The sequence below is a fragment of the Corynebacterium sp. HMSC05D08 genome (assembly GCF_001807215.1).
GTDB classification, from domain to species: Bacteria; Actinomycetota; Actinomycetes; order Mycobacteriales; family Mycobacteriaceae; genus Corynebacterium; species Corynebacterium striatum.
In genome coordinates this window covers 42348-54532 of record NZ_KV788326.1, presented here as the reverse complement: position 1 = coordinate 54532, position 12185 = coordinate 42348, and the positions used below count along the sequence as shown (strand labels likewise).

The 12185-nt window shown below is 61.9% G+C and carries 14 protein-coding genes and 1 pseudogene; 4 read left to right on the top strand and 11 right to left on the bottom strand.

Features of this window, described 5'->3' with window-relative positions; translation table 11 throughout:
- Window positions 1-179 (top strand): HNH endonuclease (locus HMPREF3148_RS14220; protein WP_371440707.1); only part of this gene is annotated, 179 nt, incomplete at its 5' end.
- A 52-nt stretch (window positions 180-231) separates the two neighbouring features.
- Here the strand turns inward: HMPREF3148_RS14220 and HMPREF3148_RS14030 are convergent.
- The 3 genes and pseudogenes from HMPREF3148_RS14030 to HMPREF3148_RS13495 form a co-directional block, all read right to left on the bottom strand.
- Complete coding sequence (locus HMPREF3148_RS14030; RefSeq protein ID WP_080970016.1) at window positions 232-1098, bottom strand: GNAT family N-acetyltransferase; 867 nt, start codon at window positions 1096-1098, stop codon at window positions 232-234.
- A gap of 66 nt (window positions 1099-1164) precedes the next feature.
- Window positions 1165-2739 (bottom strand): glutamine-hydrolyzing GMP synthase, encoded by a 1575-nt coding sequence (gene guaA / locus HMPREF3148_RS05845; RefSeq protein WP_046646758.1) that lies wholly within the window; start codon window positions 2737-2739, stop codon window positions 1165-1167.
- A 272-nt stretch (window positions 2740-3011) separates the two neighbouring features.
- A pseudogene (locus tag HMPREF3148_RS13495) lies at window positions 3012-3125 on the bottom strand (LysR family transcriptional regulator); the annotation flags it as partial.
- 74 nt (window positions 3126-3199) lie between these two features.
- Between HMPREF3148_RS13495 and HMPREF3148_RS05835 the strand changes: the two are divergent.
- A complete protein-coding gene (locus HMPREF3148_RS05835; protein ID WP_049166704.1) occupies window positions 3200-4105 on the top strand; it encodes an EamA family transporter in 906 nt (301 codons plus the stop codon).
- Here the strand turns inward: HMPREF3148_RS05835 and HMPREF3148_RS05830 are convergent.
- Both HMPREF3148_RS05830 and guaB read right to left on the bottom strand, forming a co-directional pair.
- Window positions 4102-5238, bottom strand: a complete 1137-nt coding sequence (locus tag HMPREF3148_RS05830; protein ID WP_049152208.1) for a GuaB3 family IMP dehydrogenase-related protein — start codon at window positions 5236-5238, stop codon at window positions 4102-4104. The two genes, HMPREF3148_RS05835 and HMPREF3148_RS05830, sit on opposite strands and share 4 nt — an antisense overlap.
- Before the next feature lie 24 nt (window positions 5239-5262).
- Entirely contained in the window at window positions 5263-6783 is a 1521-nt protein-coding gene (gene guaB, locus HMPREF3148_RS05825; protein ID WP_005527889.1) for an IMP dehydrogenase, read from the bottom strand.
- Between the two features lie 161 nt (window positions 6784-6944).
- Here guaB and HMPREF3148_RS05820 point away from each other — a divergent pair, with 161 nt between their 5' ends.
- The gene (locus HMPREF3148_RS05820) at window positions 6945-7316 is read left to right on the top strand and encodes a DUF5319 domain-containing protein (protein ID WP_034656536.1); all 372 of its coding nucleotides are present in this window, start codon (window positions 6945-6947) and stop codon (window positions 7314-7316) included.
- A 59-nt stretch (window positions 7317-7375) separates the two neighbouring features.
- Here HMPREF3148_RS05820 and HMPREF3148_RS05815 read toward each other — a convergent pair whose 3' ends face one another.
- Window positions 7376-8167, bottom strand: coding sequence for a hypothetical protein (locus HMPREF3148_RS05815; RefSeq protein ID WP_070508878.1), 792 nt, complete (start codon window positions 8165-8167; stop codon window positions 7376-7378).
- A gap of 48 nt (window positions 8168-8215) precedes the next feature.
- Window positions 8216-8779 (bottom strand): sigma-70 family RNA polymerase sigma factor, encoded by a 564-nt coding sequence (locus tag HMPREF3148_RS05810; RefSeq protein WP_005527881.1) that lies wholly within the window; start codon window positions 8777-8779, stop codon window positions 8216-8218.
- Between the two features lie 367 nt (window positions 8780-9146).
- Here HMPREF3148_RS05810 and HMPREF3148_RS05805 point away from each other — a divergent pair, with 367 nt between their 5' ends.
- Complete coding sequence (locus HMPREF3148_RS05805) at window positions 9147-9446, top strand: WhiB family transcriptional regulator (protein ID WP_034656535.1); 300 nt, start codon at window positions 9147-9149, stop codon at window positions 9444-9446.
- On the opposite strand, the gene HMPREF3148_RS14025 is transcribed toward HMPREF3148_RS05805, so the two are convergent.
- From HMPREF3148_RS14025 to groL, 4 genes are read right to left on the bottom strand one after another with little or no spacing between them, the layout of a single operon-like run.
- Complete coding sequence (locus HMPREF3148_RS14025) at window positions 9443-10072, bottom strand: hypothetical protein (protein ID WP_049152210.1); 630 nt, start codon at window positions 10070-10072, stop codon at window positions 9443-9445. The genes HMPREF3148_RS05805 and HMPREF3148_RS14025 overlap by 4 nt on opposite strands.
- A gap of 48 nt (window positions 10073-10120) precedes the next feature.
- The gene (locus HMPREF3148_RS14020) at window positions 10121-10279 is read right to left on the bottom strand and encodes a hypothetical protein (RefSeq protein WP_193387762.1); all 159 of its coding nucleotides are present in this window, start codon (window positions 10277-10279) and stop codon (window positions 10121-10123) included.
- Window positions 10276-10503, bottom strand: coding sequence for an nSTAND1 domain-containing NTPase (locus HMPREF3148_RS14015; protein ID WP_129721122.1), 228 nt, complete (start codon window positions 10501-10503; stop codon window positions 10276-10278). Before HMPREF3148_RS14015 ends, HMPREF3148_RS14020 begins: the two co-directional genes overlap by 4 nt.
- A 58-nt stretch (window positions 10504-10561) precedes the next feature.
- Complete coding sequence (groL, locus tag HMPREF3148_RS05795; protein ID WP_005527873.1) at window positions 10562-12178, bottom strand: chaperonin GroEL; 1617 nt, start codon at window positions 12176-12178, stop codon at window positions 10562-10564.
- Window positions 12179-12185: the final 7 nt, after the last annotated feature.

Below are 12185 nucleotides of genomic sequence, written 5' to 3'. Positions count from 1 at the left end.
AGCGTGACCACTTCATCCCGCGGAACAAGGGCGGCGACACGAACGTCGCGAACCTCGTACCGTTATGCCGGTTCCATAACGGACGCAAGGCCGACGGGGACTCGTATACCCGCGATGCCGAGGGCAACTACTGGTACGTCACGCCCTACGGCAAGCGCTACCTCTGCACCGTGGACTAACCCCCACAAACGAAACCCCGGCCGCGGCCGGGGCGATTCGGCATGCCGCTTTCTAAAAAGACAGTCGCATCTGGTGCCAGACCACGCCGCCGTGAGTCGAGGCGCTCGTGCCTTCGTCGACGAATCCGAGCCGCGCGTAGAACCCGACGAGCTCGTCCTTGCACGTGGGCACCAGGCCGGCGCGGCCGCGTGCGCGGGAATCCGCGATGGCGCGATCGAGGACGCGGGTGGCCAGACCCTCGCCGCGGCGGACTGGGTCCGTGATGACCGAAAAGATCATCTGCCACGCGCCGTCGGGCTCGTGCGCGGCGGCGTCGGCGTACATATCGTCGGTGAGGTCGCGGCGGTTCGTTGCGAAGCCGCTCACGGCGGCAACGATGCCGGAGTCCTCGCGCAGGACCCAAAAGCATTCCGGGAATGCGGCCAAACGCGCGGCGACCTGCACGGGCGCGGCGACCTGCACGGGCGGGAAGCACACGTCCTCGAGCCGGGCGAGCGCCGGGGCGTCCGCGGGATGAGCACGGGTGATGGGCTGGCCGAGCACTGCGACGAGGGCGATGCGCTGGGCGACGACGAGGGAGGCATCGGAAAGCGGGTGCTCGCCCCAGAAGTCCGCATGGGCGGCGCGCCAGGCGGCGACATCGGTAAAGCCCTCGCCCTCGGCGCGGGCGAAGTCAGCGTCGATGTCGCCAAACGCGCGCAGCTCGACGTCGGTGGTGCGCAGGACCGCGACGGGCGCACCCGCGGAGTCGAGGAGGATCTCGCCCTCGCCCACGCGCGGCAGAGGCTCGTCGCCGTACGCGGCGTAGAGAGAGGACGTTGCGGTCTTTGCGCCAGCAAGGATGGCAGCGACGAGCTCGTCGCGCAGCGGGCCGGGCAGGCCATACTCGCCCTGGGCGAAGCCGTTGAATTCGGCCATGGCAGCAGTCTAAAACGCGCGCAGCGCCCCGCCGGAGTTCGGCGAGGCGCTGCGGGGTAGGCGGGATTATTCCCACTCGATGGTTCCTGGCGGCTTGGAGGTGCAATCCAAGACCACTCGGTTAACGTCCTTGACCTCATTGGTGATACGGGTGGAGATCTTCTCCAACACGTCATAAGGCAGGCGGGTCCAGTCTGCGGTCATGGCATCCTCAGAAGATACCGGGCGCAGCACGATTGGGTGGCCGTAGGTGCGGCCGTCGCCCTGAACGCCGACGGAGCGGACGTCGGCAAGCAGTACCACCGGGCACTGCCAGATCTCGCCGTCCAGGCCAGCGGCAGTCAGCTCGGTACGCGCGATGAGGTCTGCCGCGCGCAAGGTCTCCAAACGCTCTTCAGTAACCTCGCCGATAATGCGGATGCCCAGGCCCGGGCCCGGGAACGGCTGGCGCGCCACGATTTCCTCGGGCAAGCCCAGCTCACGGCCCACGGCGCGCACCTCGTCCTTGAACAGCAGACGCAGCGGCTCGACGAGCTCAAACTCGACGTCGTCAGGCAAGCCGCCCACGTTGTGGTGGGACTTGATGTTCGCCGTACCGTCACCGCCGCCGGACTCCACGACGTCCGGGTACAGCGTGCCCTGGACCAGGAAGTCAACGGAGGAACCTGCGGGGGCGTCGTTAAGCACGCCTGCAACAGCACGCTCGAAGGAGCGGATGAACTCCGCACCGATTGCCTTGCGCTTGGCCTCCGGCTCGGTAACGCCGGCGAGCTTGGCAAGGAACGCCTCGCGTTCGTCTGCGGTGACGAGCTTTGCGCCTGTCGACGCCACGAAGTCCTTCTCCACCTGCTCACGCTCACCCGCGCGCAGCAGACCGTGGTCCACAAAGACACAGGTCAGACGGTCGCCGATGGCACGCTGCACGAGCGCGGCAGCCACAGCAGAATCCACACCGCCGGACAGACCGCAAATAGCGCGACCTTCAGGACCAACCTGCTTCTGGATATCAGCGATGAGCTGCTCCGCAATGTTGTCTGCGGTCCAGTTCTGCTCGAGGCCTGCAACCTCGGTGAGGAAGCGGGTGAGCACTTCCTGGCCGTGCGGAGAGTGCAGAACCTCAGGGTGGTACTGCACGCCCGCCATGCGCTTGGCGACGCACTCGAAAGCCGCCACCGGCGCACCCGCCGAGGAGGCAGTGACCTCGAAGCCTTCCGGAGCCTTGGAGACAGAGTCGCCGTGGGACATCCACACCTTGTGTGTAGCCTCGAGGCCCTGATGCAGGACGCCGCCGGAAACGTTGACGTCGGTGCGGCCGTATTCACGGGAGCCAGTCGACGCCACGGTACCGCCAAGCGCCTGGGTCATAGCCTGGAAGCCGTAGCAGATGCCAAAGACCGGGATGCCCAGCTCAAGCAGCTCGGGTTTCAGAGAAGGAGCGCCATCCTCATAGACAGAAGACGGACCGCCGGAAAGAATCAGAGCGACCGGATTCTTGGCCTTGATTTCTTCCACGGTGGCAGAGTTAGGAACAACCTCGGAGTAGATGTTGGCCTCACGGACGCGACGTGCGATGAGCTGCGCGTACTGAGCGCCAAAGTCCACAACGAGGACTGGACGCGGAGTAGTGGTTGGGTTAGTCACGCGCTACAGTTTAGCCCATTGAACCGCCTTTAAATACGGGGTACCCCAGTTCGTTGTGGGAAGCGGTGGCCGCTACACTTCGGGCTCTGGCGCGCGGGCGAGCGCGTGCTGCGTTGCCGTGGCTAAAGCAACGCGAAATGCTGCCAGACCGGGGTGGGATTCGCGGCCGGAGCGGACTGCTGTGTATAGCGTGCGGGTGCTATTTCCAGGTAGGTCCAGCACGCGGACGCTGCCGAGATTTGGCAGGAACAGCCGCGGCACGATCGCCACTGCGCGAGTTGCTGCGAGATAGCGGAGTGGGTGTACTGCAAAGCTTCCGCCACTGCGGTTACGGTTCCGAGGCGTTGCAGCTCAAAAAGCACGCGGAGGCGATGCAAATCCAACATTGCAGTTTTCCTTACAGGTACATGTCAAAAAGTGTAGATAGACTAACAGTTTGCCTCTGCCGCACAATATGGGCATGACAAATCCTCTCGCTATCTTGTGCGTCATCGGATCCTGCATCTCCCTGCAGCTCGGTGCGGCGCTCGCAGTGCAGCTTTTCGACGACGGCGGCACCTGGGGCACCGCTGCCCTGCGCCTGCTGATGGCGGCGGCCGTCCTGCTACTCATCAGCCGGCCAAAGGTGCGCACCTGGGGCCGCGAGCAGTGGCTCACCGCAGCTGCGCTCGGTCTCTCGCTGGGCATGATGAACGGCTTCTTCTACGCGGCCATCGCGCGCATCCCTATCGGCCCAGCGGTGACCATCGAGTTCATCGGCCCGCTGCTGCTGGCGGCGTTTTTATCGCGTTCGCTTCGCGACGCCGTCTGCGTCGCCCTCGCCGTCTTCGGCCTCGGCCTGCTGGGCTGGGATTCGCTGACCGGCGAGCCGCTTGACCCCGTCGGCGTCGGGCTCGTGCTGGTCGCCGGTGCTTGTTGGGCTGCCTATATCTTGGCCTCGAAGAAAGCAGGAAGCCTGTTTTCCGGCCAAGACGGCCTAGCGGTCGCGCTAACAATCGGCGGCATCGCCCTGCTGCCGATGGGCGGCCAAGGCGCCGTGGTGCTCGTCTCCGATTCCCATCTGCTGCTGCTTGCTTTCGGCACGGGTCTGCTCGCCTCGCTCATCCCCTACTCCCTGGAAATCACAGCTCTGCGAAGCCTCAACCCCAACGTCTTTTCCATCCTCGTGGCACTCGAGCCGGTGTTTGCCGCTTTCTTCGGCTGGCTGCTGCTGTCGCAGAACCTCAGTCCGTTGAAGCTGCTGGCCATCGCGCTGGTTATCATGGCCTCGGTACTACAGACGATGGTGCCTGCCCGCGGCACAAAACCGAAACTGCGACGGGTGCCGTGGAAGGCACGCCGCCGCAGTCGGGCAAAGGTCGGTTAGCGTACTGCCAGGCCAACCTTCTGGAATGACTTCAAGTCCGTGTAGCCGCACTTGGCCATCGCACGCTGGAGTCCACCGACCAGGTTCAGCTGGCCGTGCGGCTCATTAGACGGGCCGTGCAAGATGACCTCGAGCGAAACCTGCTCCGGCTCCGACAACGGCGCGTATCCTGCCGCGATGAGGTCCATGTCCGCAGCCTCGATAACGCCGCGCGGGAAGCGTGGGTGCCCTGCGGTCGAAGGCCAGTAGTAGCCCTTTCCGCCTGCCTCTGCAGCGCGGGCCAAAACCGGACCCAAGACCACAGAATCAGCACCGCACGCGATCGCCTTGGCGATGTCTGCGGAGGTGAAGATGTCGCCGTCGGCAAGCACGTGCACGTAGCGGCCGCCGGTCTCGTCGAGGTAGTCGCGGCGAGCGGCAGCGACGTCAGCGATGGTGGTGGCCATGGGTACATCAATACCCACGGTCTCCGCGTTGGTGTTAACGCCCGAGCCCACGATGATGCCGGCAGCGCCAGCACGCATCAGGTGCAACGCAGTGGTGTAATCCGCCACGCCGCCAGCGATAACCGGCGTATCGATGGAACCGATGAACTCCTTCAAGTTCAGCGGCTCACCGCCCTGCTGCACGTGCTCCGCAGAAATCAACGTGCCCTGAATAAACAGAATCTCCGCGCCGGCCTTGATGACCACCGGCGCCAATTCCCGCGCGCGCTGCGGCGACACACGCACCGCCACGGTCACGCCGGAGTCACGCACCTGTGCGATGCGCTCTGCCAACAGCTCCTCATTCAGCGGCGCTGCATGCAGCTCCTGCAGCGTGGAAAGGTCAAAAGGATTCTCGGTGACCTTCGCCAAGGCTTCCTCTAGGTCCGCGTGACGGCCCCACAGACCCTCCGCGTTGATGACGCCCAAGCCTCCCTGCTTGCCCATCTCGATGACGAACTCCAGCGTGGACAAAGCGTCAGTGGGGTGCGATACCAACGGGATGTCGAAGGTATAAGCGTCGATGTTCCAGGTGGTGTCGACGTCCTTCGACGAGCGGGTACGGCGGGTAGGGACCAAAGAGATCTGATCAAGATCGTAAGTACGGCGTGCCTCACGGCCGATACCGATTTCAACGTAATCGCGCATGTTCTCTTTCCTCGAAAGATTCGTTTAGCGGTAGTTCGGAGCTTCGATGATCTGCTGCAGGTGGTGCGGGTGAGATTCCTTCAGGCCCGCCGCGGTGATCTGGACGAAGCTCTTGGTCTTCAGCTCCTCGAGGGTGGCCGAACCGGTGTAGCCCATGGAAGCGCGCAGGCCACCGATGAGCTGGTGCACGATGGCATCGATGTCACCGCGGAAAGGAACGCGACCCTCGACGCCCTCTGGAACCAGCTTGTCCTCGCTCTTAACGTCGGCCTGGAAGTAGCGGTCCTTGGAGTAGGAGCGCTTCTCGCCGCTCAGACCACGGCCTTGCATAGCGCCCATGGAGCCCATGCCACGGTAGCGCTTGTACTGCTTGCCCTGGACCACGACGATATCGCCAGGTGCCTCGGTGGTGCCTGCGAACATGGAGCCCAGCATGACGGTGTCGGCACCAGCGGCCAATGCCTTGGCGACGTCGCCGGAGTACTGCATGCCGCCATCTCCAATGACCGGCACGCCAGCTGGACCAGCCACTGCCGCAGCTTCCATGATGGCGGTGATCTGCGGAGCACCGACGCCCGCGACGACGCGGGTGGTGCAGATGGAGCCTGGGCCGATGCCAACCTTGATAGCGTCCGCGCCGGCCTCAATCATGGCCTTCGCCGCCTCGCGGGTAGCGAGGTTGCCGCCCACGACATCGACCTTGGAGCCGAAGTCCTTCTGTACACGGGAAACCATCTCCAGCACGCGGTTGTTGTGCGCGTGAGCGGAGTCGACGACGAGGACGTCAACGCCGGCGTCGACAAGCGCGCCTGCACGAGCATAGGATTCCTCACCCGTGCCGATACCCGCTGCCACCAGCAGGCGTCCGGAGGAATCCTTGGAGGAGTTAGGGAACTGCTCGGTCTTTACGAAGTCCTTGACGGTGATGAGGCCGACGAGTTTATTGTCATCATCGACGATTGGCAGCTTCTCCACTTTGTTGGAGGACAGCAGCGCGAGCGCCTCTTCCTTGGCCACGCCTTCCTTAGCCACGACCAGCGGCATCGGGGTCATAATCTCGGAAACCTTGCGGCCGAAGTCCGGCTCGAAGCGCATGTCGCGGTTGGTGCAAATTCCCACCAGGGTGCCGTTAGCGTCTACAACCGGCAGGCCAGAAATGCGGAAACGAGCGCACAGCTCGTCTACTTCCTGGATGGTCATGTCCGGGGTTGCGGTAACTGGGTCAGTAACCATGCCGGACTCGGAGCGCTTAACGATCTCGACCTGGGTGGCCTGGTCCTCAGTGGACAGGTTGCGGTGCAGGACGCCAATACCACCCTGACGTGCCATGGCGATAGCCATACGGGCCTCGGTAACGGTATCCATAGCAGCGGAAACCAGTGGCACACCAAGACGGATGTTTCGGGTGAACTGCGCCGAGGTGTCCACCTCGGACGGAACGATGTTGGATTCTGCCGGCAAAAGCAAAACGTCGTCGAAGGTCAAGCCGTAGAGGGCTACCTTGTTTGGGTCGTCGCCACCAGTACGAACGTGGTAATCGCTCATGAGTTAAGGACACTCCTTAAAGGCCAAGAGGGGTTTCGCGGTAACCACAACCTTAGTGCTTTAAGCGCGCGAAATGGTAGCCGGGCGTCCGAGTACCTGCACCTAATGAATTCTGGCGAATAAATTGCCTAAAGGGGGTGCGACTTAATAGGCTCGCAAAGGTGAACTTCTTCGCCAATATGCCACGCGACCCATTCGCTGACGATCCCAACGACCCGGCTTCCTTCCTGGAGGAGGACGAGCAGGTCATGCCGCTTTCCGAGGACGAGCGTCTGGCTATCATCCACGACCTCGCCTTGGTCCAAGAATTTGCCCGGGTGCTGGGCCCGCGGGGAATCGATGGCATCTTCTTCCTCTGCGAAGACTGCGAGGAGAACCACTTCTACGAGTGGGACATCATGGCTGCAAACATGCGCGCCACCCTGGCCGGCGAGCTCGCCCCGGTCCACGAGCCGGGCGCTGAGCCCGACCCCACCCGCTACGTCCCATGGGACTACGCCCTGGGTTACATGGACGGCCTCGACGGCCGCTAATGCGCTTGGCTACGCCACCAAAAAATCCCTAGCTCCTTTTCGGAAGCTAGGGATTTTTCTTACCGCTGGGTTTGCACCGGCGCTAGGTTATTGCTGTTGCCTTTATCTGTACCTTCGCCGTTATCTTCACTCGGTTCCGTCTGGCCCTCGGTGGGCTGCAGGGGGTTCTGCGGCGCGGAGCTCGTCACAACGACTGTCGAGGTCAAGGTCTGATATTCGGTCACCGTTACCGGGGCTGGCCCTGGGTTGGTTGCCGGAGCATCCTTCTCAACGGTCTCAGTCGAGGTCACGGTAGTACGCGGGGCGGGGGCAGGAGCTGGTTTGTCGTCTGCGCTTTCCTTGGAGGAGCGAGCGTTATCCATAATGCGGCGTGCTGCTTCCAGCAGTTCGCGGGTACCGTTCAAATCTCCCTCAGCGGAGCGACGTTCCATTTCCTCGAGGGTAGTTGCAAGCTCGACCACGGAGGCGTCGTCAGTGCCGAACAGCGACTGATTGACTCCGTATAGGGGCGAAGCCGGGCCTGCGTTATACACGGCCGTACCAGCACCAGCAATGACCAACGTGGCCGCCGCAGCACCAATAAGACCATTGACGAGAGGACGCGAACGACGACGCTTGCGGGCCGCAGCCAAGGAGATTACCTCCGGCTCCAGCTCGGCGCCCTCGATGATAGGGGCAGGCGGAATTTGCCGCTCGACGTCCTCACGCAGCTCGAGGAAGAGAGCAGCCAGCTCATCTTCACCAGCGGAAGGGTCCTGTCCTTGAGAAAGGCTGGTCAGGAATGCGTCATCATCGACCAAGGGCTGTAGCTGCTCAGCAACGCTGTGAGTAGGCTCTTCCTTCTTTGCCATGATGCCCCCTTCCTTGAATGAGATATATGTAATAGAGACACGCTTGTACTATGCGGCGGGACCGCCGATAGCCTTACGCAATTGCGACAATGCCCGATGTTGTGCGACGCGAACAGCGCCGGGAGTAGAACCCACGATCTCTGCGGTTTCTTCTGCCGACAGGCCCACGAACACACGCAAAATAATAATGTTTCGAGCTTTGTCACTTAATGTATCGAGCAACTCACGCACTCTGTTACTACCGTCTGCTACCAGCGCTGTTTCCTCTGGATTTGCCTCTTTGGTAGCGCCTTCCGGCACCTCTTCGGTGGGGTTAGACTGATCGCGTCCCATTGCCCGGTGTGCATCCGTGACTTTGTTGAATGCGATGCCGTAGACATAAGCCATAAACGGCCGTCCTTTGTCCTCGTACGAGCCGATGGACGTGGCTACGGCGAGGCAAATTTCTTGGGTAACGTCCTCGGGCGTGGGTTGGCGGCCACCTCCGATGCGAGCACGGCAGTAACGCAGCACCTGGGGGTGAATGATCCGCATGATGCTTTGGAGTGCGCGACGATTTCCGTCAATTGCAAGCGGAACGAGGTCCGCTAGCTCTTTATCGGTATCGCTCACTGTTCATCCTTGGTGGTAGTTTCCGCGTTCTGACACGCGGCCAATGGCTGCAATTTTGGCATATGCACGCCAATTTGCCCGAACCGCGAGGGTAAAGCTCCCCACTAACCTAAACCAAATTAGCCCTTTTGGGTGGATATTTTCGCTTCATTCCCCGGCGCGCCGAAAGTTCATAAACCGTTAATCTTGCTGGTTCACACAGGTCAAAGGGGTAAAATCTCGGATCGTTTTCGCAAGTCCATATGCTGGAAAGGAACCGGTAACCAACCGTTTACCACTACGGTCAAGACTTCTTAATCGTCTTATCCATGCAAGTGCGCACCGTATTCAAGCGCTTTGGATGCCACCCCACAAAGGAGTTTTGAACGTGTCTCAGCCTCATTCGCTTCCCGGCCCCAATGCAGATTTTTGGGATTGGCAGCTTCAGGGCGCCTGCCGCGGAGAGAATTCGGACGTGTTTTATCACCCAGACGGGGAGCGCGGAAGGGCTCGCGCCCAGCGTGAAAACCGCGCGAAAGCCATCTGCAACTCGTGCCCAGTTCTCGAGCTGTGCCGCGAGCACGCCCTTCGTTCCGCTGAGCCTTATGGCGTGTGGGGCGGCATGAGCGAGTCTGAGCGCGTTGTCGCGCTGCGCACTCGCCAATCGCGCGCCACCGTCACCGCCTAAGCCACGTATTCAGCCAAGTATCTGCTGGTCAGGGGCTCTTTTTGCGCAACGAATTCGCGCGGCGAGCTTGAGACGCTGACGCTCTCCGCCGGAAAGCGTATTAAGCTGCGGCCCTCGCACACCTCGCAGGGCACGTCGACGCAGCCCATGAAGCCGAACTCCACGTAGATCACGCCGGTGCCATTGCAGTTCGGGCACGCACCCTCCGAGTTGACGGAAAACAGCGCGGGCTTCACCGTATTATCCGGGGTGGAATTGGCATTGGCGAAGGCCTTGCGGATGGAGTCCAGCTCTCCCGTATACGTCGCCGGGTTAGAGCGGCGCGAGCCCTTGATGGGGGTTTGGCCCCGTGAAGAGCATGCGCTTTGCGACGTCCTCCGGCAGACACGCCAGCAGCGAAGACTTGCCCAAGCCCGCAACGCCGGTGATGGCACTGAGCACGCCAAGCGGGATGTCGACGTCGACCCCTTCATGTGTTTCTGCAGGCTGTCTTTGTCCTTGGAGAGGACGGAGGACTGCAAGCGCACAATGAGGCCTTGGTAGCTCATATTGATGCCGTTGATTTTGGTCTTGACATCGCTCAAGTAGTACAGGGCATGCTTCTGTTCGTCGGTGAAATCACGCACCGGCTTATCCGCAGGATAAAGGCCAGATTCTGCATATGCTTTCCATAGTCAGGAATCGATCTTGATGCCTGGGTAAAGGATGGCGCCGTCGTTGCTGCTCAGAGACTCGTCCACGACCTGAGTGAGGTCTATCTGCGACGCGCGGCCGGTTCCTTCGCAGGTGGGGCACATGCCGCCAGTGCGCTCGAAGCGGCGTATCTCTTTCACGCCGTTGACCTCGATGGCACCCTGGCCAGCTGCGGAGGGAACGTTGAATGAGTAAGCCGCTGGGACTCTGCGGCGATGGTTCCGAATACGAGAGAGGACTTGCCGGAACCAGAAACGCCGGTGAAGACGGTGAGTTTCTGCTTAGTGATGTCGACGCTTATCTCTTTGAGATTATTATCGCGCGCCGGAAACGCGGATGAATTCTTGGTTGTGCACCTAGCCATCCTAAGCCGAAACCCCGGGCCTCCACGTGGGAGACCCGGGGTGATTCGCGGCTAAAAATTAGTGGTGATGGCCGTGGGAAGCAGCGGGAGCTTCTTCCTCAGCTGGCTTTTCCACTACGGATGCCTCGGTGGTCAGAACCATGCGGGCAACAGAGGTGGCGTTAACCACTGCGGAGTGGGTGACCTTAACTGGGTCGATGATGCCCTGCTCCAGCAGGTTGCCGTACTCCAAGGTGGCGGCGTTGAAGCCGTGGCCGTTCTCGAGTGCCGAAACGTGGTCAACGATGACGGAACCGTCCAGTCCAGCGTTCTGCGCAATCCAGTAAGCCGGGCGGGTCAGCGCGCGGGATACGGAGAGCACACCGGTCTTGGCCTCGCCCTCGAACTCCTCGGCAAATTTTTCCAGTTCCTTGGAGATCTGCACGAGTGCGGAACCGCCGCCTGCGATGACGCCCTCATCGACGGCCGCGCGGGCAGCGTTGATGGCATCCTCGACGCGCAGCTTGCGCTCGTTGACCTCGGTCTCGGTAGCAGCGCCGACGCGGATGACGGCCACGCCGCCGGACAACTTAGCCAGACGCTCCTCGAGCTTCTCACGGTCCCAGGTGGAATCGGTGCGCTCGATTTCGCGGCGCAGCTGCTCGCGACGCTCCTGCACTGCCTCAGCGGAGCCAGCACCGTCGACGATGACGGTGTCTTCCTTAGAAACCGTCACGCGGCGTGCAGAGCCCAGCACCTCGAGGCCAACCTCGTTCAAGTTGATGCCTACCTCCGGGTCCACAACGGTGGCGCCGGTGACAACAGCCAGGTCATCCATGAAGCCCTTGCGGCGCTCGCCGAAGTACGGGGCCTTCACTGCGGCAACCTTGAGCACCTTGCGGATGGAGTTAACAACGAGAGCCTGCAGCGGCTCGCCTTCCACATCTTCCGCGATGATCAAGGTAGGACGCGACGACTCAGCAATCTTCTCCAGCAGCGGCAGGAAGTCCGGTAGAGAGGAAATCTTGTTGCGCACGAGAAGGATGGCGGCGTCGTCAAGCACTGCGTTGTAGGTCTCCTCCTCCGTAGCGAAGTACGGAGAAAGGTAGCCCTTGTCGAAGGAAATGCCCTCAGTAACGTCCACGGAGGACTCGATGGACTGGGACTCCTCGACGGTTACAACGCCGTCCTTGCCCACCTTGTCCATGGCGCCGGCGACCATCTCGCCGACCTCCGGGTCACGGGAGGAAACGGTTGCCACCTGCGCGATTTCCGACGCCGAGTTCACCGGCGTTGCGCGCTTCATCAGCTCTTCGACGGTTTTTTCCGCCGCCGCGGCGATACCGCGGTTGAGCTCGATGGGGTTAGCACCAGCGGCAACGTTGCGCAGGCCCTCGAAGATGAGTGCCTGAGCGAGCAAGGTTGCGGTGGTGGTGCCGTCACCGGCGATGTCGTTGGTCTTGACGGCCACGGACTTCACCAGCTGCGCGCCGAGGTTCTCGAAAGGATCCTCTACGTCGATATCGCGGGCGATGGTGACGCCGTCATTGGTGACGGTCGGGCCACCAAAGGCCTTGGAGAGCACGACGTTGCGGCCGCGTGGGCCGAGGGTGACCTTGACGGCGTCGGCAAGCGTGTCGACGCCGCGCTGGATGCCCTCGCGCGCTTCCTGGTCGAATGCAATGAGTTTTGCCATAGGGTTT

What these genes read in the sequence shown, in the direction of transcription:
- HMPREF3148_RS14030 (WP_080970016.1), bottom strand. Translation starts at nt 1,098, where the DNA reads ATGGCCGAATTCAACGGCTTCGCCCAGGGCGAGTATGGCCTGCCCGGC.
- HMPREF3148_RS05835 (WP_049166704.1), top strand. Translation starts at nt 3,200, where the DNA reads ATGACAAATCCTCTCGCTATCTTGTGCGTCATCGGATCCTGCATCTCC.
- HMPREF3148_RS05830 (WP_049152208.1), bottom strand. Translation starts at nt 5,238, where the DNA reads ATGCGCGATTACGTTGAAATCGGTATCGGCCGTGAGGCACGCCGTACT.
- guaB (WP_005527889.1), bottom strand. Translation starts at nt 6,783, where the DNA reads ATGAGCGATTACCACGTTCGTACTGGTGGCGACGACCCAAACAAGGTA.
- HMPREF3148_RS05815 (WP_070508878.1), bottom strand. Translation starts at nt 8,167, where the DNA reads ATGGCAAAGAAGGAAGAGCCTACTCACAGCGTTGCTGAGCAGCTACAG.
- HMPREF3148_RS14015 (WP_129721122.1), bottom strand. Translation starts at nt 10,503, where the DNA reads ATGGCTAGGTGCACAACCAAGAATTCATCCGCGTTTCCGGCGCGCGAT.
- groL (WP_005527873.1), bottom strand. Translation starts at nt 12,178, where the DNA reads ATGGCAAAACTCATTGCATTCGACCAGGAAGCGCGCGAGGGCATCCAG.